Below are 26,409 nucleotides of genomic sequence, written 5' to 3' on the forward strand. Positions count from 1 at the left end.
TCGATGAAGCCATTTTTCAGGCGATCGGGCCTGGTGGGTCTGTTGGGGGCAACGGCTCTGGCAGCGGGCCAGGCGCAGGCAGCGGCAACCATTCTTCTGTGGCCCATCGATCCGTGGCTGTCGGCAGAGGCCAGAGCAACTGAATTGTGGATCCAGAATCAGGGCAACAGCGCCACGACAATGCAGGTGCGTATTGTGCGCTGGAAGCAGGAGGGAGGATATGAGCGTTACACCGCCCAGCAGGATGTGGTTGCCAGCCCGCCGATCGTGACCATCGCCAAAGGCAGTAAACAGCTTATTCGCCTCATCAAGCAGGGGACGATCCCGTCGGGGGTTGAGCAGGCCTACCGCATTATTGTGGATGAAATTCCCCAGCCGGATGCCAAAGCGGAACCGTCCATGGGCCTCAAACTGCAAATGCGCTATTCCATTCCCTTATTTGTTTATGGGCAGGGGATCCCCACCCTCAACGAAGGGGCGCACCACGCGCTGGCGAACACTCAACAGCTGAGCTGGCGGGTCGTTCAGGAGGGGGGGGAACCCGCGCTTCAGGTCCGCAATCAGGGGGATGTACACGTCCGGCTCAGCCAGGTTGCGGTTGAGCAGGGCGGGCAAAAACGCACGGTTGCCGAGGGGCTGCTGGGTTATGTGCTGCCAGGCAGCACCCGAAGCTGGCCGCTTCCGGCAGGGATTTATCAGCCGAACCGGATGAGCGCGCAAATTAATGCCAGGGATACGCAATGGCAATCGACGCCCGTCAACTGAAACCGGCGATGATGATCCTGCTTTGCGTCAGTACCAGCGCCTTTGCCGAAACCGGCGACGACAGTTTACCGCCGCCGCCGGATGCACGGACGATGAACGGCGAAGCAGTATTCCAGCTCGCCCTGGTGCTGAACCACTATGACACGGGTCTGGTGGTGCCGGTGACGCAGCGTGAGGGCGCCTGGTTTATTTCGGGCGCGGATTTGCTCCGCGCCGGGCTGCCGCCCGCGCATGTGCCAGCCGGTGAGGTGAATCTCTCGACGCTTACGTCGGTACGCGCAGAGTACGACAGCACGGCCCAGCGCCTGTTGCTGACGGTCCCCCGGGACTGGGTCGCGGCGCGGGTCACGCCTTTCAGTGAGCAGAGCACGCAAAGCAAACCGCACTATGGCCGCGGCGCGCTGCTCAATTACGACGTTTATACCAACCATTCCGAACACACGGGCGGCCAGGCGTCGGTCTGGCACGAGTTCCGTTATTTCAATGAGGATTATTCATTTTCATCGACGGGTTACGCCCGGCAGAATTTCACCGGTAACAGCGGGCAGCAGGAAGGGTATGTGCGTTATGACTCTACGTTACTGATCATCAACGAAGAGGATGCCACCACCTGGTCCGCCGGGGACGTCATCAGCGATGCGCTGAGCTGGAGCACCAGCGTGCGCATGGGCGGGATCAGCTACGGGCGCGACTTCTCCCTGCGTCCAGATCTGGTGACCTGGCCGCTGCCCGCGTTTTCCGGCGAGGCGGCCGTCCCGACCTCGGTCGATCTCTTTATTAATGGCTACCGTTCCGGCTCCACCCGCCTTCAGCCGGGGCCGTTTACCCTCACCAATCTGCCGTATATCAACGGTGCCGGGGATGCGGTACTGGTTACCACGGATGCGCTGGGACGTCAGGTGAGTACCACGCTGCCGTTTTATGTCAGCAGCGATCTGCTTAAGCAGGGGTTAAGCGACGGCGCCGTGACGCTGGGCAGCCTGCGGCGTAACTACGGTATTGAGAATTTTGACTATGGCCCGGCGGCGGGCAGCGGATCGTACCGCTACGGGGTGACCGACTGGCTGACGCTGGAGGGGCATGCGGAAGGGGCGGAGTCGCTGGCGCTTGGCGGCGCGGGCACGGTGCTGAAGCTTGGGCGTTTTGACGTGGTCAATACCTCGTGGACCCAAAGCCGCATGCGCGGCGATAGCGGCGGCCAGATAAACTGGGGCTATCAGTACAACACCAGCGAGTTTAGCGTAGCGACCCAGCATACCCGACGCGACCGTGGCTTCGGCAACCTCGCTCTGTACGATCAGCCCACCGTTTATGATGAAAATGATAATCCCGTTGCCAGCCTGAGCCGCAATACCGACCAGTATTCCTTAACCTTTAACCTTGGCGGTTACGGCAACATCGGCGCGGCGTGGATCGGGGTTGAGAGTTTTGACAGCCAGAAAACTGAGCTGCTCAACCTCTCCTGGAGCCGTAATCTGTGGGGCTCAAGCAGTATTTATCTGGCTGCCAGCCGTGACCAGCAGCGAGGCGACTGGACGGTTGCGCTGTCGTTGCAGGTCCCCCTCGGCGAACGTGACAGCGCCGCCGTCACCTTTGAAAACACCCCTGACGCAGGCAGCACTCAACGCATTAACTACAACCACTCGATGCCTTCAGACGGCGGCTTTAGCTGGAACATGGCCTGGGCCAACCAGTCGCGGTCGAGTAACTATCAGCAGGCCACGCTCGGCTGGCGGAATAACAACGTGGAGCTACAGGGCGGCGGCTATGGTGAGAAGGGCATGATGACCTGGTGGGGCGAGGCGATGGGCTCTGTCGTGCTGATGGACGGTGAGCTGTTTGCGGCGAACAAAATCAACGATGCGTTTGTGGTGATCAGCACCGACGGTCATCCGGATGTTCCCGTCAGCTACGAAAACCAGCCGGTCGGAAAAACCAATAACAAAGGCTATCTGCTGGTGAGCGGCGTTTCCGCCTATTACCCGGCAAGTTACCGCATCGATACCCTGAACTTACCCGCGGATACCCGGCTGAAAGAGACCGAGCGTCGGGTGGCGATTCGTCGGCATAACGGTTATCTGGTGGATTTCCCGATGGAGCAGGAGCGGGTTGCCAGCGTGATCCTGCACGATGCGCAGGGCAATGCGATCCCGGTGGGAAGCCAGGTCAGACGCGCATCCCGCAGCAGCGCGGTTGTCGGCTACGACGGCCTCGCCTGGCTGGAAAACCTCTACGATGTGAATCCGCTCGAGGTCATCACCCCGGAGGGTAAACGCTGTACGGCAACGCTGACCGTTGGCGCAAACCCTGAGCATAAACTGCAAACCTACGGTCCGCTGACCTGTCGGGAGGCGCCGTGAAACGCCTGTTAATCGCGCTCCTGCTGCTGTGCTCCGGCGGCAGTTGGGCGGCCTGCACCGTCAGTACGGTGAATGCCTCGTTTGGCAGCGTCACCTCGTTCGCACTCAGCGGTACCGGGGAAGTGGAAACGACGGGCACGCTGGTGGTGACCTGCGATACCGTTCTCAACCTGTTAACCAACGACTCGGTGACGCTGAATTACACCTCGGCATCCGTCTTCGCGAATAGCCGGGCGACCATGAAGCGTACGGACAACGCGGCTATTACCGATGTCATCCCTGTGCGCCTGTGCGGGGCATCCGGCTGCGGCGGAAACAGTGAAGTACAAATCAGCAAAGCCTATACCTGGAGCGGAAACACGCTGCTCGGGCTGCTGGGTTCAAGGCGCTACAACATTCCCCTTTATTTCCGGACCGTAATGGGGCAGAACGTCACCGCCGGGCCGTATCAGGTGTTGTTAACGTTCAGCATTAACTACAACGTGTGCGCCGTTGGCGCGGTCGGAGCGTGCCTGACCCCGCAAACCGGCACGGCAACCACCTCTATCCTCCTCAACATGACCGTCACCAACGATTGCAGCACCATGACCACGCCGGACGTGAATTTTAACAGCGCGCCGCTGGTGCAAAATTTTCCTACCGTTTCACAGTCGGTCGCCGTCACCTGCACCAAGGGCAGCACCTACACCATAGGCATTAATAATGGGGCTAATGCCCTGAACAACGTGCGTCGTATGGTCAGCGGCAGCAACTTTATGAGTTACGACATCTATAAAGAGGCGACCAGCAACCGCTGGGGCGGCAGCGGCAGCGAGCGCTGGGCCAGCGCCAGCTCATCGCAGGTCAGTACGGACGGGCTTTTACGTACCTATAACTACACCGCCAAAGTTCTGACCAGCCAGGCCACGCCGCCTGCCGGAACCTACACCGACACGCTGATTGTCGACGTCGCGTTCTGACCCTCCGCGCTTTTCCCTTTCGCAAATGTAAAGTTCCTGTGGCCTGTGCCGATAACACCGTTAATAAATCTATGAGAAGGTGTTGTATGTTGAACCGTATCCGCGTTGTCACAATGCTTATGATGGTGCTGGTCATTTTCGCACTTCTTCAGCTTATTTCTGGCGGCCTCTTTTTCTCGTCGTTAAAACAGAACCAGGACAGCTTCGCGGCCTCGAACGATTTGCGAATGCAGCAAAGCGAACTGACCACGACCTGGGATCTGATGTTGCAGACGCGTATCAACCTGAGCCGCTCGTCTGCCCGCATGATGATGGACCCAAATAACCAGCAGAGCAGCGCAAAAACGGAACTGCTGAAGAATGCGCGCGCCACGCTGGCAGACGCGGCGAAACATTACGACGCCTTCAAAAAAATCGCCCCTCAGCCGGCAATGGCGCAGGTGAGCGCGAACATAGATGAAAAATATCAGGCCTACTTCGCTGGCCTCACGGAGCTGGTGCAGTTCCTGGAGCAGGGCAATATGGACGCCTATTTCGCGCAGCCGACCCAGGGAATGCAGAACGCCCTCGGCGCGGCGCTCGGCGAGTACGCCAAAGCCAGCGGCGAGCTTTATCACTCCGCCTTTACGCAAAGCCAGAACGACTACCGTTTCGCGAAATGGCAGATGGCGGTTCTCGCCCTCGCGCTGGTCATCGTGCTGGTGGCCGTGTGGTACGGCATTCGTCATATCCTGCTTAACCCGCTTGGCCGCGTCATTGCCCATATCCGTGATATTGGCCGGGGCGATCTCACGAAAACGCTGACCGTTTCTGGCCGCAATGAGATCACCGAGCTGGCAACCAGCGTCGACCATATGCAGCGTTCGCTGATTGATACCGTCGCCAACGTGCGCGAGGGGGCGGATGCCATCTATACCGGCACGAGTGAAATCGCGATGGGCAACAACGATCTCTCGTCCCGTACCGAACAGCAGGCGTCCGCTCTGGAAGAGACGGCGGCCAGCATGGAGCAGCTCACCGCGACCGTGAAGCAGAATGCCGACAACGCCCGCCAGGCGTCGCAGCTTGCAGAAAGCGCGTCCGACACCGCCCAGCGCGGAGGGCGGGTGGTCGACGGCGTGGTGAAAACCATGCATGACATTGCCGACAGCTCGAAGAAAATCGCCGACATCATCAGCGTTATCGACGGCATCGCTTTCCAGACCAACATCCTGGCGCTGAACGCGGCCGTTGAAGCGGCGCGTGCGGGCGAGCAGGGGCGCGGGTTTGCCGTGGTCGCTGGCGAAGTACGTAACCTCGCCAGCCGCAGCGCCAATGCGGCGAAAGAGATCAAAGCCCTGATTGAAGACTCTGTTTCACGCGTGGATACCGGCTCGGTGCTGGTGGAAAGTGCGGGTGAAACCATGAATGACATCGTGAATGCCGTGACGCGCGTGACGGACATCATGGGTGAAATCGCCTCTGCATCGGATGAGCAGAGTCGTGGTATTGACCAGGTCGCCCTGGCGGTATCGGAAATGGATCGTGTGACGCAGCAAAACGCCGCCCTGGTGCAGGAGTCCGCTGCCGCGGCCGCTGCGCTGGAGGACCAGGCGAGCCGCCTGAAAATGGCCGTCTCGGCGTTCCGTCTTACTTCAAAAACGACACATACGGTCAGCTCGCGGTCGGCGTACAGCGAAGCAACCCCGGCGCCCGTGACAGCACGTACGCGCGCAGCGGTGACCGGACAAGATGAAAACTGGGAAACATTTTGACTGACAATTAAACCGCGGCTGCTTGCCGCTTGATGGGAGCGTGGATGTTAAATCGTATTCGTATCTCGACCACACTGTTTTTGATTCTGATCCTGTGTGGGGTTTTGCAGGTTGGCAGTAACGGGTTGTCTTTCTGGGCGTTTCGCGATGGCTATCAGAATTTGCAGGAAGTTGAGACGAGTAATCAGCAGCGCTCCGCACTGGCACAAACGCGTGCCGTGCTGTTGCAGGCAAGCACTGCGCTGAACAAAGCGGGGACGTTAACCGCGCTGAGCTATCCGCCGGAGGATATTAAGGCGCTGATGGTCGTGGCCCGCAGCAGCCTGAAGCAGGCCGACGCGCAGTTTAAGGCCTTTACGGCGCAGGAGGCGGTCAGTGAGAAAGAGAAAGCGCTGAAAGTCGCCATGAAAAAGACCTTTGATGTGTGGTACGGCGATCTCGACCATCAGGCGACGTGGCTGGAGAACAACCAGCTTTCAGATTTCCTGACCGCGCCGGTGCAGGCGTCTCAGGCGGCGTTTGACGGCAGCTTTAACGCGTGGCAGCAGGATATTAACCAGTTTGTGGCGCGTGCCGGTGCGGACAGCCGTACCAGCTACCGCATGTCAGGGGCGATATTCCTGACCATGGTGATCCTGGCCGCCCTGCTGACCGGCGGCTCGCTGTGGTGGTCGCGCAAAATGATCGTCCAGCCGCTGGCCATCGTCAGCAGCCACTTCGACAGTATTGCGAAGGGCGACCTGGCGCGTCCGGTGGCCGTGTATGGCAGGAATGAAATATCAGCGATTTTCGCCAGCCTGAAGGCGATGCAGGGGTCGCTGCGGGAAACGGTAAGCAACGTTCGCCAGGGCAGTTACGCCATGCATACCGGGATCTCCGAGATTGCGGCAGGCAATAACGATCTCTCATCCCGCACCGAACAGCAGGCGGCATCGCTGGCGCAGACGGCGGCCAGCATGGAGCAACTGACCGCGACGGTAAGCCAGAACGCCGATAACGCGCGTCAGGCGTCCGACTTGTCAAAACAGGCAGCGATGACGGCGAAACGTGGGGGCGATCAGGCTTCTCATGTCGCCAGTACGATGCAGGAGATTGCCGCCAGCTCGCAGAAAATTGGCGACATTATCAGCGTCATCGACGGGATCGCGTTCCAGACCAATATCCTGGCGCTGAACGCGGCCGTTGAAGCGGCGCGTGCCGGGGAGCAGGGGCGCGGGTTTGCGGTGGTTGCCGGTGAAGTCCGTAACCTCGCCAGCCGCAGCGCCAATGCGGCGAAAGAGATCAAAGGGCTGATAGAAGAGTCGGTCTCCCGCGTTCAGCAGGGCTCCGCGCTGGTGGATACCGCCGCGCAGACCATGCACGAGATTGTCACCTCCGTGACGCGGGTTAACGACATTATGGGCGAGATTGCCTCGGCGTCTGATGAACAACGCCGTGGTATTGAGCAGGTGGCGCAGGCCGTTACACAGATGGATCAGGTTACGCAGCAGAACGCCTCACTGGTGGAAGAGGCGGCGGCGGCGACCGATCAGCTGGCAAACCAGGCGGATCACCTTACCGGGTTAGTCGCCGTATTTAATGTGAAAGAGCACGTTGAAGCAGTAACAGAAGTCGGACGGTCACAGGCCGTGCCCGTTGTATCCTGAATGTGATTGAGAAGGCGCTATGACATCACCCATGCCCTCAGGGCAAACGTCATTATTGTTGCAGATGACACAGCGCCTCGCGCTGTCCGACGCGCATTTTCGTCGGATATGTCAGTTAATCTACCAGCGTGCGGGGATCGTGCTTGCGGACCATAAGCGAGACATGGTCTACAACCGGCTGGTGCGGCGCTTGCGCACGCTGGGGCTGGACGATTTTGGCCGCTATCTGAGCATGCTCGAAGCGAACCAGAACAGCGCCGAATGGCAGGCATTTATCAACTCATTAACCACCAACCTGACCGCGTTTTTCCGCGAGGCGCATCACTTCCCGGTGCTGGCGGAACACGCCCGTCGCCGTAGCGGAGAGTATCGCGTCTGGAGCGCGGCGGCCTCTACCGGGGAAGAGCCGTACTCGCTGGCCATCACCCTGGCGGACACCCTGGGCATGGCGCCGGGCCGCTGGAAAGTGTACGCCAGCGACATCGACACCGAGGTGCTGGAAAAAGCCCGTAACGGCGTTTATCGCCAGGATGAGCTGAAAACGCTGTCTCCCCAGCAGCTACAGCGTTACTTCATGCGCGGTACCGGCCCGCATGAAGGACTGGTGCGCGTACGCCAGGAGCTGGCGAACTGCGTGGAATTTGCCCCCGTTAATTTACTGGATAAGCAGTACAACGTGCCGGGGCCATTCGACGCCATTTTTTGCCGTAACGTGATGATTTATTTTGATAAAACGACGCAACAGGACATATTGCGTCGCTTTGTTCCGTTGCTCAAGCCTGACGGTTTACTGTTTGCCGGGCACTCGGAAAACTTCAGCAACCTCGTGCGTGAGTTTAGCCTGCGTGGGCAAACGGTATATGCGCTGAGTAAGGAAAAAGCATGAGTAAAATCAGGGTATTGTCTGTCGATGATTCGGCGCTGATGCGTCAGATCATGACCGAAATCATCAATAGCCACAGCGATATGGAGATGGTGGCGACAGCGCCCGATCCGCTGGTCGCGCGGGATTTAATCAAAAAATATAACCCCGACGTGCTGACGCTGGATGTTGAAATGCCGCGCATGGATGGCATCGATTTCCTGGAAAAATTAATGCGCCTGCGCCCGATGCCGGTGGTGATGGTGTCATCTCTGACCGGTAAAGGTTCAGAAATCACCCTGCGCGCGCTGGAGCTGGGGGCGGTAGATTTTGTCACCAAGCCGCAGCTCGGCATTCGCGAGGGGATGCTGGCGTACAGCGAGATGATCGCCGAGAAGATCCGCACCGCGTCCCGGGCGAAGCTTGCCGCGCATAAACCGACGGCAGCCCCGGCAACCCTGAAGGCGGGGCCGTTACTCAGCTCGGAAAAGTTGCTGGTCATTGGCGCATCAACCGGAGGAACAGAGGCAATTCGCCATGTACTCCAGCCATTGCCGCTCTCAAGCCCGGGTATTCTGATCACGCAACATATGCCGCCGGGCTTTACCCGCTCGTTCGCGGAGCGCCTGAATAAGCTGTGCCAGATTAGCGTGAAAGAGGCGGAAGACGGCGAGCGCGTACTGCCAGGTCACGCCTATATCGCCCCGGGTGACAAGCACATGGAGCTGGCGCGCAGCGGGGCGAACTATCAAATCAAAATTCATGACGGGCCGCCGATTAACCGGCACCGTCCGTCGGTGGATGTGCTGTTTCATTCGGTGGCGAAACATGCGGGGCGCAACGCCGTTGGGGTGATCCTGACGGGGATGGGCAACGACGGCGCCGCCGGAATGCTTGCGATGCACCAGGCTGGCGCCTGGACGATTGCGCAGAATGAAGCAAGTTGTGTGGTGTTCGGCATGCCGCGCGAGGCCATCAATATGGGTGGCGTAAGCGAAGTGGTCGATCTTAGCCAGGTAAGCCAGCAGATGCTGGCGAAAATCAGTGCCGGACAGGCAATACGTATTTGACTCAGGAGTATTATTTTATGGCGGATAAAGAGCTTAAGTTTTTGGTTGTGGATGACTTTTCCACCATGCGTCGCATTGTGCGCAACCTGCTGAAAGAGCTGGGCTTCAACAATGTTGAAGAAGCAGAAGACGGGGTGGATGCGCTGAACAAACTCCAGGCTGGCGGGTTTGGTTTTGTGATTTCCGACTGGAACATGCCGAACATGGACGGTCTCGAACTGCTGAAAACCATCCGCGCGGATGCGGGCATGGCCTCTCTGCCGGTGCTGATGGTGACCGCAGAAGCGAAGAAAGAGAACATTATTGCCGCTGCACAGGCGGGCGCAAGCGGCTACGTGGTGAAGCCATTCACCGCGGCGACTCTGGAAGAGAAGCTCGGGAAGATCTTCGAGAAACTCGGCATGTGAGGTGATGGATATGTTGCAACCTGCTATGAAACCCGTTGAAGAACATTCGCCGAGCGACATTATTGCCCGCATTGGTAGCCTGACCCGCATGCTGCGCGACAGCCTGCGTGAACTGGGGCTGGACCAGGCTATCGCCGAAGCGGCGGAAGCCATCCCTGACGCGCGCGACCGTCTGGACTACGTTGTGCAGATGACTGCGCAGGCGGCCGAGCGTGCGCTGAACAGCGTTGAAGCCTCGCAGCCGCACCAGGATGCGATGGAGAAGGGGGCGAAAGCGCTGAGCAAACGCTGGGATGAGTGGTTTGAGAACCCTATTGAGCTGGCGGATGCTCGCGAACTGGTAACGGATACCCGTCAGTACCTGGGTGACGTGCCGGGCCACACCAGCTTCACTAACGCCCAGCTGCTGGACATCATGATGGCGCAGGATTTCCAGGACCTCACCGGCCAGGTGATCAAGCGCATGATGGATGTGATTCAGGAGATTGAACGTCAGCTGCTGATGGTACTGCTGGAGAACATTCCGGAACCTGCTGCCCGTCCGAAACGCGAGAACGAAAGCCTGCTCAATGGTCCACAGCTTGACACCAGCAAAGCGGGCGTGGTGGCAAGCCAGGATCAAGTGGACGATCTGCTGGACAGTCTTGGTTTCTGATTGCCCGTTTTGCCTCAGGTCGTTAACGCGGCCTGAGGCAGCTCAGAACAAAAACAGCGAAAAGAGCCCGAATAAACGGGCTTTTCCCGCCATTGGATTTTCTCTGCGCTGGCATGATACCCGTGAATTAATGGGCTGCGAGCAGGCACAGTGGCAGAAGAGAACGACGACAAAACAGAAGCCCCCACACCCCACCGACTTGAAAAAGCCCGTGAGGATGGGCAGATCCCCCGATCCCGAGAGCTGACATCCCTGCTGATCCTGGTGGTGGGCGTCTGCATAATCTGGTGGGGCGGGGAGCTGCTCGCCCGCAGACTGGCGGGAATGCTCTCGGCTGGCTTACGTTTTGATCACAGCATGGTCAATGACCCCAACCTGATCCTCATTCAGATCATCAACCTTGTGAAAAGCGCGATGATCGCCTTGCTGCCGCTGATCGCGGGGGTAGTCATCGTGGCCCTTGTTTCGCCGGTCATGCTCGGTGGCCTGGTGTTCAGCGGAAAATCGCTGCAACCGAAATTTTCCAAGCTCAACCCGTTACCCGGTATTGCGAAAATGTTTTCCGCGCAAACCGGGGCAGAGCTTATTAAAGCGATCCTGAAATCGCTTCTTATGGGCAGTACCGCCGGGTTTTTTCTGTGGCACCACTGGCCGGAGATGATGCGCCTGATCAGCGAATCCCCGATGACGGCGATGAAAAATGCCCTGAACCTGGTCGGGTTATGCTCGCTGCTGGTGGTACTGAGCATTATTCCGATGGTGGCGTTCGACGTTATCTTCCAGATCTATTCCCATATCAAAAAGCTGCGAATGTCGCGTCAGGACATCCGCGATGAATATAAACAGATGGAAGGCGACCCGCACGTTAAGGGCCGTATCCGCCAGATGCAGCGTGCCGCCGCGCGTCGGCGCATGATGGAAGATGTGCCGAAAGCCGACATCATCGTCACCAACCCGACCCACTACTCCGTGGCGCTTCAGTACGACGAAAACAAAATGAGCGCGCCGAAAGTGGTGGCGAAAGGGGCCGGGCTGATTGCGCTGCGCATTCGTGAAATCGCGACGGAAAACCGTGTGCCGATCCTCGAAGCACCGCCGCTGGCCCGTGCGCTGTATCGCCACGCGGAAATTGGACAACAGATCCCGGGCCAGCTCTACGCCGCTGTCGCAGAGGTGCTGGCCTGGGTGTGGCAACTTAAACGCTGGCGTTTAGCGGGCGGTCAACGACCTGTAAAACCTGAGAACCTTCCGGTGCCTGAAGCACTGGATTTTTTGAACGAGAAGGACACTGATGGCTAATCTGGTGGCAATGTTGCGCCTGCCCGGCAACCTGAAATCGACGCAATGGCAGATCCTTGCCGGACCGATTCTGATCCTGCTAATTCTGTCGATGATGGTGCTGCCGTTACCGGCATTTATCCTCGACCTGCTTTTCACCTTCAACATTGCGTTGTCCATCATGGTGTTGCTGGTGGCGATGTTCACCCAGCGCACGCTGGAGTTCGCCGCGTTTCCAACGATCCTGCTGTTCACCACGCTGCTGCGCCTGGCGCTGAACGTTGCCTCCACGCGTATCATCCTGATGGAAGGGCACACCGGCGCGGCGGCGGCGGGCAAGGTGGTCGAAGCCTTCGGTCACTTCCTGGTGGGCGGCAACTTCGCCATCGGTATCGTGGTGTTCGTCATTCTGGTGATTATCAACTTCATGGTTATCACTAAAGGGGCGGGGCGTATCGCAGAAGTGGGCGCGCGCTTCGTGCTCGACGGGATGCCGGGTAAGCAGATGGCCATCGACGCCGACCTGAATGCCGGGCTGATCGCGGAAGATGAAGCGAAAAAACGCCGTGCCGAAGTGACCCAGGAGGCAGATTTCTACGGCTCTATGGACGGTGCGAGTAAGTTTGTGCGCGGTGACGCCATCGCGGGCATTCTGATCATGGTGATTAACGTCGTCGGCGGCCTGCTCGTCGGCGTGCTGCAACACGGCATGGACATGGGCCACGCGGCGGAAAGCTATACGCTGCTGACCATTGGTGACGGTCTGGTGGCGCAGATCCCGGCGCTGGTGATCTCCACCGCGGCGGGCGTGATTGTGACCCGCGTCAGCACCGATCAGGACGTGGGCGAGCAGATGGTGGGGCAGTTGTTCAGCAACCCGCGCGTTATGCTGCTCTCTGCGGCGGTGCTGGGCCTGCTCGGTATGGTGCCTGGCATGCCAAACCTGGTATTCCTGCTGTTCACCGCCGCGCTGCTGGGGCTTGCCTGGTGGATGCGTGGCCGTGAAACGCAGCCTAAAGCAGAGCCAGCGCCGGTCAAAATGCCTGAGAACACCCAGGCGGTGGAGGCCACCTGGAACGACGTACAGCTCGAAGATTCGCTGGGGATGGAAGTGGGGTACCGCCTGATCCCGATGGTGGATTTCCAGCAGGATGGTGAGCTGCTTGGCCGTATCCGCAGCATTCGTAAAAAATTCGCCCAGGATATGGGCTTCCTGCCGCCGGTGGTCCACATCCGGGACAATATGGATCTCCCGCCCGCGCGCTACCGCATCCTGATGAAAGGGGTGGAAATCGGCAGCGGTGATGCGTACCCCGGTCGCTGGCTGGCGATTAATCCGGGCACCGCCGCAGGCACGTTGCCGGGTGAGCAGACGACCGATCCGGCCTTTGGTCTGGCGGCAATCTGGATTGAGAGCGCCCTGAAAGAGCAGGCGCAGATCCAGGGTTACACGGTCGTTGAGGCCAGTACCGTGGTGGCGACGCACCTCAACCATCTGATTGGCCAGTTCTCTGCGGAACTGTTTGGTCGTCAGGAGGCGCAGCAACTGCTCGACCGCGTAACGCAGGAGATGCCGAAGCTGACCGAAGATTTGGTGCCGGGCGTACTGACCTTAACCACCCTGCACAAAGTGCTGCAAAATCTGCTCGATGAGAAGGTGCCCATTCGCGATATGCGTACCATCCTTGAGACGCTGGCCGAACATGCGCCGCTGCAAAGCGATCCGCACGAACTGACGGCGGTGGTGCGCGTGGCGCTCGGACGCGCCATTACCCAGCAATGGTTCCCGGGAACCGGCGAAGTGCAGGTTATTGGCCTGGATACGCCGCTGGAACGTCTGCTGCTTCAGGCGTTGCAGGGCGGTGGCGGGCTGGAGCCGGGTCTGGCGGACAGATTACTGGCGCAAACCCAGGAGGCGCTGGCGCGTCAGGAGATGCTGGGCGCGCCGCCGGTGCTGCTGGTGAATCACGCGCTGCGTCCGCTGCTGTCGCGCTTCCTGCGCCGGAGCCTGAACCAGCTGGTGGTGCTGTCGAATATGGAGCTGTCCGATAACCGCAATATTCGCATGACGGCGACCATAGGAGGGAAATAATGCGTAAGTGGCTGTGGATCTTACTTTTCCCGCTGGCGGCGCAGGCCGCAGGCGAGGGGGCATGGCAGGCCAGCAGTATCGGCTTAACGCTCAACCATCGGGGGGAGTCGATCTCCTCCCGTCCGCTGTCCGCCGCTGAGCCCGTGTCCGGGCAGATGACGCTGGTGGCCTGGAATTACACCCTGACGGGACCTTCACCGGCCGGGTTGCGGGTGCGGCTGTGCTCGCTGACCCGCTGCGCGGAAATCGAGGGACAAAGTGGCACCACCCAGGCCTTCAACGGGGTGTCTGCTCAGGAGCCTTTACGCTTTATCTGGGAAGTGCCAGGCGGTGGACGTCTGATCCCGGCGCTGAAAGTTCAGCGCAACGAGGTGCTCGTCAACTACCGCTAACTGCCCGCCTTTTCGCCAGTCTTCAGGCATTTCTGAAGGCTGGCTCGCAAAAATGACCTTCCCTTTTGATACAAAAGAAACGCTGTTTTATAAATCAGTGACACGCGTATTGACACTCTTTGCATTTTTGCCATTCACCCCTTTGTGATGGCAGAAACAGAAAGGTATCAACAGGTCGATACTTTTACTGTAGCCGTGTAAAAACTCCCGGACGAGGTTTGCTTTCAGGGAGTCTCCCAAAACTGATTAGGGTTGACGGCAATGAAAACACGTAAAATTGGACTCGCAAATTATCTTGCTTACGGGTCAGGGGACTTCCTCGGGGCGGGAACCACCGCCCTGACGGCCGCCTGGCTTTTGTATTTTTATACCACCTTCTGTGGACTCACACCGATTGAAGCAACCTTTATCTTCGCCGCCGCAAGGGTGCTGGATGCGGTTGTCAGCCCGTTAATGGGCTTTTTAACCGATAACTTTGGCACCACCTGGCTGGGCAAGCGTTTTGGCCGTCGTAAGTTCTTTATCCTGCTCGGTATTCCCTGCGTTTTCAGCTACTCGCTGATGTGGGTAGGGGACATGAGTTTCTGGTACTACCTGCTGACCTATCTGATCTTTGATATCGTCTACACCATGATCCTGGTGCCGTACGAAACGCTGGTGCCGGAGATGACGGACGATTTCAAACAGAAAACCAAATTCTCCGGGGCGCGTATCTCTATGGCGCAGATGTCCGCCATTCTGGCCTCCTTCCTGCCGGGGATCCTGCTCACGCATTTCGGCAAAGACAACGCGATCTCCTTCTTCTATGCAAGCCTGGTCTTCTCCGTACTCTGCGCGCTGATGCTTACTTTCGTCTGGTTCTTCACCTGGGAGCGTCCGCGGGAAGAGTGGTCTGAAGCGGCCCTGCGTGCCGAGGAAGAGAAGAAAAAGCTGACCCTGGGCCAGAGCCTGAACCGTCTTTTTGTCGAATTAAGTTCGACGCTGCGTATCAAGATTTTCCGCCAGCATCTGGGGATGTACCTTGGCGGCTACATCGCCCAGGACGTCTTTAATGCGGTGTTCACCTATTACGTGGTATTTGTGCTGATGCAGGAGGCGTCAATGGCGTCCAACCTGCTGGGCACGATGGCCATCTTCCAGTTCCTCGCCGTGATCGGCATGATCCCGCTGTGCATTCGCTTCGGACCTGCGCCGTCTTACCGCATGGTGGTCGTGCTGTTTGGTCTGGCTTCGCTCTCTTACGCGGTGCTTTATTACGCGGGCCTGAGCGACGTTTACGCTCTGCTGCTGCTGATCTCTGCGGTTGCCGGTCTTGGCCGCGGGGGGATCAACTACGTACCGTGGAATACCTATACCTATATTGCTGACGTGGACGAAGTGATCACCGGTCAGCGTCGCGAAGGGATCTTCGCGGGCATCATGACGCTGACCCGTAAAGCGTCTCAGGCCGGTGCGGTGATGCTGGTGGGGATCGTGATGCAGATGTCGGGCTTTGTCAGCGGGCAAAAAGTGCAGCCTGCGGAAGTGAGCCACACCATTCTGATGATCCTGAGCGTTGGCACTATTCTGGTGCTGTTCTGCGGCTTCCTTGTCTCCCTGCGCTTCAAACTCAATTTGCAGACCCACAGCACCCTGCGTGAAGAGACCGCGAAAATGCGCGAGTCCGGCCATGCGATGCCAGAGGCGGTGACCCCGCAGGCCCGCGCCACCGTGGAGATGCTGGCCGGGATGCCGTATGAATCCCTGTGGGGCAACAACAATATCGGTTATCTGAATCGCAATAAGCCGGCGGCCCCTTCGCTGAAGGATCGCGCGGTACTGAATTCGACATACAACAGAGGTTAAGATGATGAAAGTTTGGCCTGTCAAACATAGCCCGTTACTGCGTCAGCCTGAGCGCTTTATCGCCAGGGATGAGCTGAAATCGCTGATTCAAAAGGTGACGCATAACCTGGTCAATATCCACGACAAAACGGGTGAGTTTTTGCTGCGGCTGGACGACGGGCGCGTGATCGACACCAAAGGCTGGGCCGGATGGGAATGGACCCACGGCGTCGGTTTATACGGTATCTGGCAGTATTACTGCCAGACCGGTGACGAAGGCATGCGCGAGATTATCGACAGCTGGTTTGCTGACCGTTTCGCTGAAGGCGCAACCACCAAAAACGTGAATACCATGTCGCCGTTCCTGACGCTGGCGTATCGCTACGAAGAGACCAAAAACCCGGCCTGGCTGCCGTGGCTGGAAAGCTGGGCGGAATGGGCGATGAATGAGATGCCGCGCACCGAACATGGCGGCATGCAGCACATCACCCTGGCGGAAGAGAACCATCAGCAGATGTGGGATGACACGCTGATGATGACGGTGCTGCCGCTGGCGAAAATCGGCAAGCTGCTGAACAAGCCGGAGTACGTCGAGGAGGCGATCTATCAGTTCCTGCTCCACGTACAGAACCTGATGGATCGGGAGACGGGGCTGTGGTTCCACGGCTGGAATTACGACGGCAATCACAATTTTGCCCGGGCCCGCTGGGCGCGCGGCAACAGCTGGCTGACCATCGTGATCCCGGATTTCCTCGAGCTGGTGGATCTGCCGGAAAACAACGCCGTACGCCGCTATCTGGTGCAGGTACTGAACGCGCAGATCGCCGCGCTGGCAAAATGTCAGGACGAGAGTGGATTGTGGCATACGCTGCTGGACGATCCTGATTCTTATCTGGAGGCGTCGGCCACGGCAGGGTTTGCCTACGGCATTCTGAAAGCCGTGCGCAAGCGTTATGTCGGCGCAGAGTACGCAGAGGTGGCGGAGAAAGCGATTCGCGGTATCGTGCAAAACATCTCGCCGGAAGGGGAGCTGCTGCAAACGTCCTTCGGGACGGGGATGGGCAGCGATCTGGCGTTTTACCGCCAGATACCGCTGACCTCAATGCCGTATGGACAGGCCATGGCGATTCTGTGTCTGACGGAATATTTGCGGAAATATTTCTGATAATAAAAAACCCGGCGCTCGCCGGGTTTCTTTTTTACATACGTTCTACGGTTTCGATACCCAGGGTATCCAGACCCAGCTTCAGGGTCTTCGCCGTCAGCTGCGCCAGCTTCAGGCGGCTGTGGCGCACCGCTTCGCTCTCGGCAGAGAGGATAGGGCAGTGTTCGTAGAAGCCAGAGAACAGACCGGCCAGATCGTACAGGTATGCACACATAACGTGCGGCGTACCGTCACGCGCGACCACGGAGAGCGTCTCTTCGAACTGAAGCAGGCGGGCAGCCAGCTGTGCTTCACGATCTTCGGTAATAGACACCGTGGCGTTCGCCAGCACGCTTTCGTCGATATTGGCTTTACGGAAGACGGAGAGTACGCGGGTATAAGCGTACTGCATGTATGGCGCGGTGTTGCCTTCGAACGCCAGCATGTTGTCCCAGTCGAAGATATAGTCGGTGGTTCGGTTCTTGGAGAGATCCGCGTATTTCACCGCGCCGATCCCCACCGCGTTAGCCAGTTTTTCCAGCTCGTCAGCAGGCATATCCGGGTTCTTCTCGGCCACCAGGCGACGGGCGCGCTCCAGCGCTTCATCCAGCAGATCGGAAAGCTTCACGGTGCCGCCCGCACGGGTTTTGAACGGCTTACCGTCTTTACCCAGCATCATGCCGAACATGTGGTGTTCCAGCGGCACGGAATCCGGCACATAACCTGCTTTACGCACGATAGTCCACGCCTGCATCAGGTGCTGGTGCTGGCGGGAGTCGATGTAGTACAGCACGCGGTCCGCATGCAGGGTTTCGTAACGGTATTTCGCACAGGCGATGTCGGTGGTGGTGTACAGATAGCCGCCATCTTTTTTCTGGACGATCACGCCCATCGGTTCGCCTTCCTTGTTTTTATACTCATCAAGGAACACCACCGTTGCGCCTTCGCTTTCCACCGCCAGATGTTTAGCTTTCAGGTCCGCCACAATGCCTGGCAGCATCGGGTTATACAGGCTTTCACCCATCACGTCGTCACGGGTCAGGGTCACGTTCAGACGGTTATAGGTAAGCTGGTTCTGGGACATGGTAATGTCCACCAGCTTGCGCCACATCTCGAGGAAGTACGGGTCGCCACCTTGAAGTTTTACCACGTAGCTGCGCGCGCGCTCGGCGAAGGCTTCATCTTCGTCATAGTGCTTTTTGGCTTCACGGTAGAAACCTTCCAGGTCTGCCAGCGCCATTTCGCCTGCGTTTTCCTGCTGCTGCTTTTCCAGATACGCGATCAGCATGCCGAACTGCGTGCCCCAGTCGCCTACGTGGTTAGCGCGGATCACCTTGTGACCAAGGAACTCCAGGGTACGTACCGCCGCGTCACCGATGATGGTGGAGCGCAGGTGACCGACGTGCATCTCTTTCGCCACGTTTGGCGCGGAGTAGTCAACCACCACGGTCTGCGCTTCTGGCTGAGCCACGCCCAGACGGTCAGACTTCAGCGCCGCGTCAACGTGGCTTGCCAGGAACGCAGGCTCAAGGAAAATGTTGATAAAGCCCGGACCGGCGATTTCGGTTTTGCTGGCGATGCCGGTAAGATCCAGATGCGTCAGTACCTGCTCAGCGAGCTGTCGCGGCGGCATGCCCAGTTTTTTAGCCACTGCCATCACGCCATTAGCCTGATAGTCGCCAAACTGTACTTTCGCTGACTGACGAACCTGTGGTTCGCAATCCGCAGGCGCACCTGCGGCAATCAGTGCCTGACTGACTTTTTCTGAGAGAAGAGCCTGAATATTCACCTGGATACCTTACGTTTTTGATGCGGGTAAAAAACACCCACGCCAGTTTAAGAATTTAGGGCGGGAGTATACTGCAAATGCCTGCGGGCGTCAGCCCTGCGGGGGGCGAAGATCGCTCAGAATCCAGGCGAAGACGGTATGCATAATCATGCAGTCGAAAAAACCGTGATTCTGCGGTTGGTCGACAGAGGGCAACAGAGTAAATTAGCGGCTTTGCGACACGAAACGAGACTGACCTATGGCGAACTGGCACACCATTGACGAACTGCATGATATTTCCGCAGATTTACCGCGCTTCACTCAGGCGTTCACAGAACTTGCCACCCGTCTCGGGCTGGATATCGCGCCGCTTGAGGCCGATCACATCTCTTTGCGCTGCCACCAGAATGCCACCGCCGAACGTTGGCGGCGTGGCTTTGAGCAGTGCGGAGAACTGCTGTCGGAGAATATCATTAACGGTCGCCCGATCTGCCTGTTCAAACTTCACGCGCCGGTAACGGTGGCGCACTGGCAATTCACCGTTGTGGAACTGCCCTGGCCAGGAGAGAAGCGTTATCCGCACGAAGGCTGGGAGCATATCGAAATTGTTCTGCCTGGGGAGCCCGAGACGCTGAACGCCCGTGCGCTGGCGCTGCTTTCCGACGAGGGGTTAAGCCAGCCGGGTATTTTCGTCAAAACCAGCTCGCCAAAAGGGGAGCGCGAACGCTTACCGAACCCTACGCTTGCCGTAACGGACGGCAACGTGACGGTGAAATTCCATCCCTGGACTATCGAGCAGATCGTCGCCAGCGAAGCGTAAGCATTGTGAGCGTCGATCCAGACACCAATCGGGTAACGTGCCACGATGGTACGTTGAGTGAAATTTAAGGAGGATGACATGGCGCTGCTGGAAATTTGTTGTTACAGCGTGGAGTGTGCCGTCACTGCGCAACGGCAGGGGGCCGATCGCATTGAGCTTTGCGCGGCACCGAAAGAAGGAGGATTAACCCCGTCCTTTGGCGTGCTGAAATCAGCCCGTCAGGCCATCACTATTCCGGTGCACCCGATTATTCGCCCGCGCGGCGGTGATTTTTGTTATACGGCGGGTGAGTTCAGTGCCATGCTTGAGGATATCGCCCTCGTCCGTGATTCCGGTTTTCCGGGGCTGGTGATCGGTGTGCTGGACGAAGACGGCAACATCGATCTTCCGCGTATGCGTCAGGTCATGCGCGCCGCCCGGGGGATGGCGGTCACTTTTCATCGTGCGTTCGATATGTGTAAGGATCCGATACAAGCCTTTGATACGCTGGCAGAACTGGGCGTGGCGCGCGTTCTGACGTCGGGCCAGCAGTCCTCGGCTGAAAAAGGACTGAAATTAATTACGGAACTAAAAGCACATTCCGGTGTTCCAATAATCATGGCGGGCGCAGGAGTACGCGCCAGCAATCTGGAACTGTTTTTAAACGCAGGGGTGGAAGAGCTGCACAGCTCGGCGGGTAAATGGATACCTTCACCCATGCGTTATCGCAATACAGGGTTGTCAATGTCGACGGATGCTGAAGCGGATGAGTACTCGCGCTACGGTGTGGATGGAGAGTCGGTTGCGGTAATGAAATCGTTGATTGAACGTCATCACGTGTAGCAACGTACCGATTTTTACCGCGCATCATGTCGCCCAATATGATGCTTGCTTGTACCAGGCCCCTGCAAATTACACAGGGGCCTTTTTTTCTTTTTTGCCCGGTGGCGCTGCGCTTACCGGGCCTACGAAATCACGCGTAGGCCGGGTAAGGCGCAGCCGCCACCCGGCTAAAGGCTACGGCTTGGTCGCAATCAATACCGCACGCATCGGGGCCGGATAGCCTTCGATGGTTTTACTGTGATCGTCCGGGTCGAGGAATTGCTCCAGCGATTCGGTGATCATCCAGTCGGTGCGGCGCTGTTCCTCAACTGACGTCACGCACACATCGGCGATGCGTACATCGACAAACCCACATTTCTCCAGCCAGTTCTTCAGCGCCAGCGCGGAAGGGATGAAGTAAACGTTGCGCATCTGCGCATAGCGATCGCCCGGCACCAGAACGGCATGTTCATCGCCTTCGATGACCAGCGTTTCCAGCACCAGTTCGCCGCCGCTGACCAGCTGATCTTTCAACTGCCAGAGATGCTCCAGCGGGGAACGACGGTGGTACAGCACGCCCATTGAGAAAACGGTATCAAACGCTTTCAGGGCAGGGAGTTGCTCGATACCCAGCGGCAGCAGGTGCGCGCGCTGGTCGTTACCCAGCAGCTTACGCACCGCTTCAAACTGGCACAGGAACAGCTGCATCGGATCGATACCGACGACCAGATGCGCGTCTGCGCCGATCATGCGCCACATGTGATAGCCGCTACCGCAGCCCACGTCCAGAATAGTGCGCCCGGTCAGGTCGGATAAATGCGGCAGAACGCGATCCCACTTCCAGTCAGAGCGCCACTCGGTGTTGATGTTTACGCCGTACAGCGAGAACGGCCCTTTGCGCCACGGCATCAGGTTACGCATCAGCGTTTCGATGCGGTTGAGCTGCCCGGCCGGGAGCGGCTCTTCGCTCTCTGCCGTCACGCTGTGCAGTAAATCCAGACGATGAGGCGTCAGTTCAGGCAGAAACTCCACGGCGTTGGACCACTGCTTCAACAGACCATGCTGCTGATCGCGCTGCCAGGTGGCAATTTGCGCAGGCAGGGTTTCCAGCCAGTGGGAAAGGTGGTTTTTGGCAATCAGTTGATAGAAATTACCGAACTCGATCATGCTGCGTCTCCGGCTTTCAGCGCCACCAGAGAACCAAAGTTAAAGCACTGGAACCACAGTTCGCTGTGTTCAAATCCGGCTTTACGCAGGCGCGCTTTGTGGGTTTCTACGGAATCCGTCAGCATGACGTTTTCAAGCATGCTGCGCTTCTGGCTGATCTCCAGCTCGCTGTAGCCGTTCGCACGCTTGAAATCATGGTGCATGTTGAACAGCAGTTCGCCCACGCTGGCGTCTTCAAAGCTGAATTTCTCAGACAACACCAGCGCGCCGCCCGGGTTCAGGCCCTGATAAATTTTATCCAGCAACCGCTGACGATCGTCCGGCACCAGGAACTGAAGGGTAAAGTTCAGGACCACCATCGAGGCGTTCTGGATGTCGATATCGCGGATATCGCCTTCTACCACCTCCACAGGCGTAGGGGCTTTATACGCGTCAATGTGGCGACGGCAGCGTTCGACCATGGCCGGTGAGTTATCGACAGCCACAATCTTGCAGCCTTCGTGATGAACGTTACGACGAATGGACAGCGTTGCCGCTCCCAGCGAACAGCCCAGGTCATAGACCTGCGTACCGGGTTGAACAAAACGCTCCGCCAGCATGCCGATCATGGAGATAATATTGGAATAACCGGGAACAGAGCGCTGGATCATATCCGGGAAGACTTCGGCTACCCGTTCATCAAAGGTCCAGTCGCCCAGGCTGGCGATAGGCGCGGAAAAAAGCGTGTCGCGATCTGACATAACGTAAAAATCCGGGAAAAATAAAGGGGCATATTGTGCGCTAATGGAAGGAGAAAACCAACTCCCACGGCATATACCAAAGGTTAGCCAGCACCATCAGCAAAAGCGAGCACCAGGTCGCGCTCATGCCGGAACGACGCCAGCGGATCAGGCGGTGGTGAAAACCATAATAATGCATCAAACGCCCTGCGATCAGCAGCAGCCCACAGACGTGCACCATCCAGGTTTCAGCGCCATCCATCTCCATTAACAGCAGTAAAATTAACGCGACGGGAATGTACTCGACCGCGTTGCCGTGGATCCGGATTGCGCTTTGCAGCTCAGAAAAGCCCCCGTCACCGTACGAGACGCGGTACTGCATTCTCAGGCGCACAACATCAAATGAAAATTTAATCAGCAGTAATGCACCTAACACCGCATACAGCGCGCTGACCATACTAACTCCCTGTTTTTGGCAGATGGCACGTCTCTATGATAGGGGGTGATTTCAGAAAAGAGAAGATTGTTGTGGGATGGACGGCGCGGGGCCAACCGACGGAACCGCCTGCTGCAAGGCCTGCCAGAGAGCATCGACCAGTTCAGGCGCCTGCGCGATATCCGGCGTATGTAAAAAAAGGTACGGCGTGGTGGTGTGCTCCCATTTCGCCAGCGTTTGCAGCCAGACGGCGAACATCTCCTCATTTTGCTGCATGTTATCGCTGCCGATAAACCGGACCATCGGGTTCTGCGCCGTTACGATCGCGTGGACGGGCACTTTCGGTTTTTTGCGCTGGGCATCAACAACCGCTTCGCTGTGCGGGATTGCGCTGTGCACAGGGCGGCTGTCGAGGATCACGCGGTTGACCGATCGTTCATGCAGGCCGCGATTGAGCGCTTTCTCCGCGTCGCCCTTGGCAAAGAATTCCGGATGCCTCACTTCTACGCCGTAGGTGAAGCCCTGTGGCAGGGCGTCGAGAAACTGCCAGAGGGCGGGCAGGTCGCGCGGGCCAAACGTGGCGGGAAGCTGGAGCCAGTACTGGCCAATACGGTTGGCCAGAGGCGACATGCGGGTGAAAAATTCGTGGGTTAAATCATCGCAGTTGCGCAGCGCGGCGTTGTGGGAGATGGTCGCCGGGAATTTAAAGCAAAAGCGGAAGTCGTCGCTGGTTTGCTCGCGCCAGCGTTCGACGATCTCCGCGCGGGGCAGGGCGTACAGCGTGGTATTGCCCTCCACGCAGTTAAAGTGTCGGGCATACTCTTCAATGCTGGTAATACCCAGGCGCACCCATTTCGGGTGCGACCACTGGGGCAGGCCCACGTACATCATAGCGCGCTGAGGATCTCATCCGTGCTGCGCACGCGACCGATACGCGGGAAGATATGGGTCATGCTGCCCTGATGCTGATCCGCAGAGGCTGCGCTGCACGCATCTTCCGCGATCACCAGGTTAAAGCCCAGCTCCCAGGCGTTACGGGCGGTGGATTCCACACCAATGTTGGTGGAGATCCCGCACAGAATAATCGTGTCGATCCCGCGACGGCGCAGCTGGAGCTCCAGGTCGGTGCCGTAGAATGCGCCCCACTGGCGTTTGGTGACTTCTATATCGCTGTCGCGTTTACCGAGCGAGACAGGATATGTCCACCAGTTGTCCGGCAGCGCCTGCGCCGGGGCCTGGGCATCAACCGGCTGTTTTAGCGCTTCGGCGAAATCAGCGGACCAGCCGACGCGCACCATAACAACAGGCGAGCCGCTGGCGCGGCATTTTTCTGCCAGGCGCGCAGCGCGGCTGACCACATCGTCAGCGGTGTGCGGTCCACCGGCAAAAGGCAGAATGCCTTCCTGTAAATCAATGACCACAAGGGCGGTTTTGGTGGCATCTAGTGTAAACATCGTCACTCCCGTCAAATGAATTGCTTTTCTACACCTTACGACGTGATGGCCTGTTATCGGTCGGATAATTTTGTTAATTTTTGTGAGAATAGGCAATAAGAGTTCAGCAAACGCGCGTCAGGCCGTGCTTCGCTCTTATCGTGCGGCAGAATTTCCAGTATAATAGCCGCCTTTTTTCATCCAGTTGTGACATACAGAAAGCTGCGACATCGTAGCCTGCGAGACAGGCGACAATCAGCCTGCGGCTAATTAAGGGATATCTCATGCGTACAGAATATTGCGGGCAGCTGCGTCAGTCCCACGTCGGGCAGCAGGTCACCCTGTGTGGTTGGGTCAATCGTCGTCGCGATCTTGGTAGCCTTATCTTTATTGATATGCGTGACCGCGAAGGTATCGTTCAGGTGTTCTTCGATCCGGATCGCGCTGATGCGTTGAAGCTGGCTTCTGAGCTGCGCAATGAGTTCTGCATTCAGGTGACGGGCACCGTGCGTGCGCGTGACGAGAAAAACGTCAACGCCGACATGGCGACCGGCGCTATCGAAGTGCTGGCGTCCGATCTGACGATCATCAACCGCGCGGAAGCGCTGCCGCTGGACTCCAACCACGTCAATACCGAAGAAGCGCGTCTGAAATACCGCTACCTGGATCTGCGTCGTCCGGAAATGGCTCAGCGCCTGAAAACCCGTGCGAAAATCACCAGCCTGGTGCGCCGTTTTATGGATGATCACGGTTTCCTCGATATCGAAACCCCGATGCTGACCAAAGCCACGCCGGAAGGCGCGCGCGACTATCTGGTGCCATCCCGCGTCCATAAAGGCAAATTCTACGCGCTGCCGCAGTCACCACAGCTGTTCAAACAGCTGCTGATGATGTCCGGCTTCGATCGCTACTATCAGATCGTGAAATGCTTCCGCGACGAAGACCTGCGCGCTGACCGTCAGCCAGAATTTACCCAGATCGATGTGGAAACCTCCTTCATGACCGCCGAGCAGGTGCGTGAGGTGATGGAAGCCCTGGTGCGTAGCCTGTGGAACGACGTGAAAGGCGTTGAGCTGGGCGATTTCCCTGTCATGACCTTCGCGGAAGCCGAGCGTCGCTACGGCTCCGACAAACCAGACCTGCGTAACCCGATGGAGCTGGTGGACGTGGCAGACCTGGTGAAAGCCGTTGAGTTCGCGGTCTTTGCTGGCCCGGCTAACGATCCGAAAGGCCGCGTGGCTGCCCTGCGCGTTCCGGGCGGTGCTGCCCTGAGCCGTAAGCAGATTGACGACTACGGCAACTTCATCAAGATCTACGGCGCGAAAGGTCTGGCCTATATTAAAGTAACCGAGCGTGCAAAAGGTCTGGAAGGCATCACCAGCCCGGTGGCGAAATTCCTGAATGCGGACATCGTGGAAGCGATCCTTGAGCGCACCGGCGCGCAGGACGGCGACATGATCTTCTTCGGCGCAGACAACAAGAAAGTGGTTGCGGATGCGATGGGCGCGCTGCGTCTGAAGCTCGGCAAAGACCTGAACCTGACCGACGAAAGCAAATGGGCGCCGCTGTGGGTAATCGACTTCCCGATGTTTGAAGACGACGGTGAAGGCGGCCTGACCGCGATGCACCACCCGTTCACCTCGCCAAAAGAGATGACGGCGGCAGAGCTGAAAGCGGCGCCGGAAAACGCGGTGGCAAACGCCTACGATATGGTCATCAACGGCTACGAAGTGGGCGGCGGCTCCGTGCGTATTCACAGCGGTGAAATGCAGCAGACCGTGTTCGGCATTCTGGGCATTAACGAGCAGGAGCAGCGCGAGAAGTTTGGCTTCCTGCTGGACGCCCTGAAGTACGGTACCCCTCCGCACGCGGGTCTGGCATTCGGTCTTGACCGTCTGACCATGCTGCTGACCGGCACCGACAACATCCGTGATGTGATCGCCTTCCCGAAAACCACCGCAGCGGCGTGTCTGATGACTGAAGCGCCAAGCTTTGCCAACCCGGCCGCGCTGGCTGAGCTGGGCATTGAGGTGGTGAAGAAGGAAGAGAAAAACTGA

Annotated in this window: 23 protein-coding genes; 17 read left to right on the plus strand and 6 right to left on the minus strand. The window is 58.1% G+C overall.

What is annotated here, in order from left to right; all coding sequences use genetic code 11:
• The first annotated feature begins 3 nt into the window (after positions 1-3).
• The 14 genes from ACOTW6_RS11145 (at position 4) to ACOTW6_RS11210 (ending at position 17,229) form a co-directional block, all read left to right on the plus strand.
• A complete protein-coding gene (locus ACOTW6_RS11145; protein ID WP_063863733.1) occupies positions 4-765 on the plus strand; it encodes a fimbrial biogenesis chaperone in 762 nt (253 codons plus the stop codon).
• Positions 741-3,125 carry a fimbria/pilus outer membrane usher protein gene (locus ACOTW6_RS11150; RefSeq protein ID WP_421766252.1) on the plus strand — a complete coding sequence of 795 codons (2,385 nt, stop codon included), beginning with the start codon at positions 741-743 and terminating at the stop codon, positions 3,123-3,125. The genes ACOTW6_RS11145 and ACOTW6_RS11150 overlap by 25 nt, the downstream gene beginning before the upstream one ends.
• Entirely contained in the window at positions 3,122-4,084 is a 963-nt protein-coding gene (locus ACOTW6_RS11155) for a Csu type fimbrial protein (RefSeq protein WP_213789252.1), read from the plus strand. Before ACOTW6_RS11150 ends, ACOTW6_RS11155 begins: the two co-directional genes overlap by 4 nt.
• 86 nt (positions 4,085-4,170) lie before the next feature.
• Positions 4,171-5,838, plus strand: coding sequence for a methyl-accepting chemotaxis protein II (gene tar / locus ACOTW6_RS11160; protein WP_213789253.1), 1,668 nt, complete (start codon positions 4,171-4,173; stop codon positions 5,836-5,838).
• Between the two features lie 44 nt (positions 5,839-5,882).
• On the plus strand, positions 5,883-7,484 hold the full coding sequence (tap, locus tag ACOTW6_RS11165) for a methyl-accepting chemotaxis protein IV (RefSeq protein ID WP_063932426.1): 1,602 nt from the start codon (positions 5,883-5,885) through the stop codon (positions 7,482-7,484).
• 19 nt (positions 7,485-7,503) lie between these two features.
• Entirely contained in the window at positions 7,504-8,370 is an 867-nt protein-coding gene (cheR, locus tag ACOTW6_RS11170; RefSeq protein WP_017384409.1) for a protein-glutamate O-methyltransferase CheR, read from the plus strand.
• The gene (locus ACOTW6_RS11175; protein WP_062933459.1) at positions 8,367-9,416 is read left to right on the plus strand and encodes a protein-glutamate methylesterase/protein-glutamine glutaminase; all 1,050 of its coding nucleotides are present in this window, start codon (positions 8,367-8,369) and stop codon (positions 9,414-9,416) included. Before cheR ends, ACOTW6_RS11175 begins: the two co-directional genes overlap by 4 nt.
• A gap of 17 nt (positions 9,417-9,433) precedes the next feature.
• Positions 9,434-9,823 carry a chemotaxis response regulator CheY gene (cheY, locus tag ACOTW6_RS11180; RefSeq protein ID WP_000763862.1) on the plus strand — a complete coding sequence of 130 codons (390 nt, stop codon included), beginning with the start codon at positions 9,434-9,436 and terminating at the stop codon, positions 9,821-9,823.
• A gap of 10 nt (positions 9,824-9,833) precedes the next feature.
• Positions 9,834-10,478, plus strand: a complete 645-nt coding sequence (gene cheZ / locus ACOTW6_RS11185) for a protein phosphatase CheZ (protein ID WP_003859718.1) — start codon at positions 9,834-9,836, stop codon at positions 10,476-10,478.
• A gap of 150 nt (positions 10,479-10,628) precedes the next feature.
• A complete protein-coding gene (gene flhB, locus ACOTW6_RS11190; protein WP_062933460.1) occupies positions 10,629-11,777 on the plus strand; it encodes a flagellar biosynthesis protein FlhB in 1,149 nt (382 codons plus the stop codon).
• Complete coding sequence (flhA, locus tag ACOTW6_RS11195; RefSeq protein WP_003859723.1) at positions 11,770-13,848, plus strand: flagellar biosynthesis protein FlhA; 2,079 nt, start codon at positions 11,770-11,772, stop codon at positions 13,846-13,848. The genes flhB and flhA overlap by 8 nt, the downstream gene beginning before the upstream one ends.
• Positions 13,848-14,240 (plus strand): flagellar protein FlhE, encoded by a 393-nt coding sequence (gene flhE, locus ACOTW6_RS11200; RefSeq protein WP_062933461.1) that lies wholly within the window; start codon positions 13,848-13,850, stop codon positions 14,238-14,240. The genes flhA and flhE overlap by 1 nt, the downstream gene beginning before the upstream one ends.
• 261 nt (positions 14,241-14,501) lie before the next feature.
• A complete protein-coding gene (locus tag ACOTW6_RS11205) occupies positions 14,502-16,085 on the plus strand; it encodes an MFS transporter (RefSeq protein ID WP_003859727.1) in 1,584 nt (527 codons plus the stop codon).
• A 4-nt stretch (positions 16,086-16,089) separates the two neighbouring features.
• A complete protein-coding gene (locus ACOTW6_RS11210) occupies positions 16,090-17,229 on the plus strand; it encodes a glycoside hydrolase family 88/105 protein (RefSeq protein ID WP_026080697.1) in 1,140 nt (379 codons plus the stop codon).
• A gap of 34 nt (positions 17,230-17,263) precedes the next feature.
• Here ACOTW6_RS11210 and argS read toward each other — a convergent pair whose 3' ends face one another.
• Positions 17,264-18,997 carry an arginine--tRNA ligase gene (gene argS / locus ACOTW6_RS11215; protein ID WP_032648767.1) on the minus strand — a complete coding sequence of 578 codons (1,734 nt, stop codon included), beginning with the start codon at positions 18,995-18,997 and terminating at the stop codon, positions 17,264-17,266.
• A gap of 238 nt (positions 18,998-19,235) precedes the next feature.
• On the opposite strand from argS, the gene ACOTW6_RS11220 reads away from it, so the two are divergent.
• Complete coding sequence (locus ACOTW6_RS11220) at positions 19,236-19,796, plus strand: VOC family protein (RefSeq protein ID WP_015570274.1); 561 nt, start codon at positions 19,236-19,238, stop codon at positions 19,794-19,796.
• Positions 19,797-19,874: 78 nt separating this feature from the next.
• Positions 19,875-20,618, plus strand: a complete 744-nt coding sequence (cutC, locus tag ACOTW6_RS11225) for a copper homeostasis protein CutC (RefSeq protein ID WP_062933462.1) — start codon at positions 19,875-19,877, stop codon at positions 20,616-20,618.
• 174 nt (positions 20,619-20,792) lie between these two features.
• Here the strand turns inward: cutC and cmoB are convergent, their stop codons facing one another.
• From cmoB to ACOTW6_RS11250, 5 genes are read right to left on the minus strand one after another with little or no spacing between them, the layout of a single operon-like run.
• The gene (cmoB, locus tag ACOTW6_RS11230) at positions 20,793-21,764 is read right to left on the minus strand and encodes a tRNA 5-methoxyuridine(34)/uridine 5-oxyacetic acid(34) synthase CmoB (protein WP_213789254.1); all 972 of its coding nucleotides are present in this window, start codon (positions 21,762-21,764) and stop codon (positions 20,793-20,795) included.
• Entirely contained in the window at positions 21,761-22,504 is a 744-nt protein-coding gene (gene cmoA / locus ACOTW6_RS11235; RefSeq protein ID WP_003859735.1) for a carboxy-S-adenosyl-L-methionine synthase CmoA, read from the minus strand. Before cmoA ends, cmoB begins: the two co-directional genes overlap by 4 nt.
• A gap of 40 nt (positions 22,505-22,544) precedes the next feature.
• Complete coding sequence (locus tag ACOTW6_RS11240; protein WP_003859737.1) at positions 22,545-22,940, minus strand: MAPEG family protein; 396 nt, start codon at positions 22,938-22,940, stop codon at positions 22,545-22,547.
• A 51-nt stretch (positions 22,941-22,991) separates the two neighbouring features.
• Positions 22,992-23,810 carry a DUF72 domain-containing protein gene (locus ACOTW6_RS11245; RefSeq protein ID WP_062933464.1) on the minus strand — a complete coding sequence of 273 codons (819 nt, stop codon included), beginning with the start codon at positions 23,808-23,810 and terminating at the stop codon, positions 22,992-22,994.
• A complete protein-coding gene (locus ACOTW6_RS11250) occupies positions 23,807-24,373 on the minus strand; it encodes a hydrolase (RefSeq protein WP_017384353.1) in 567 nt (188 codons plus the stop codon). The genes ACOTW6_RS11245 and ACOTW6_RS11250 overlap by 4 nt, the downstream gene beginning before the upstream one ends.
• Positions 24,374-24,636: 263 nt before the next feature.
• Here ACOTW6_RS11250 and aspS point away from each other — a divergent pair, with 263 nt between their 5' ends.
• On the plus strand, positions 24,637-26,409 hold the full coding sequence (aspS, locus tag ACOTW6_RS11255; protein ID WP_062933465.1) for an aspartate--tRNA ligase: 1,773 nt from the start codon (positions 24,637-24,639) through the stop codon (positions 26,407-26,409).

Source organism: Enterobacter cloacae complex sp. IR5403 (assembly GCF_049238705.1).
GTDB classification, from domain to species: domain Bacteria; phylum Pseudomonadota; class Gammaproteobacteria; order Enterobacterales; family Enterobacteriaceae; genus Enterobacter; species Enterobacter hormaechei_C.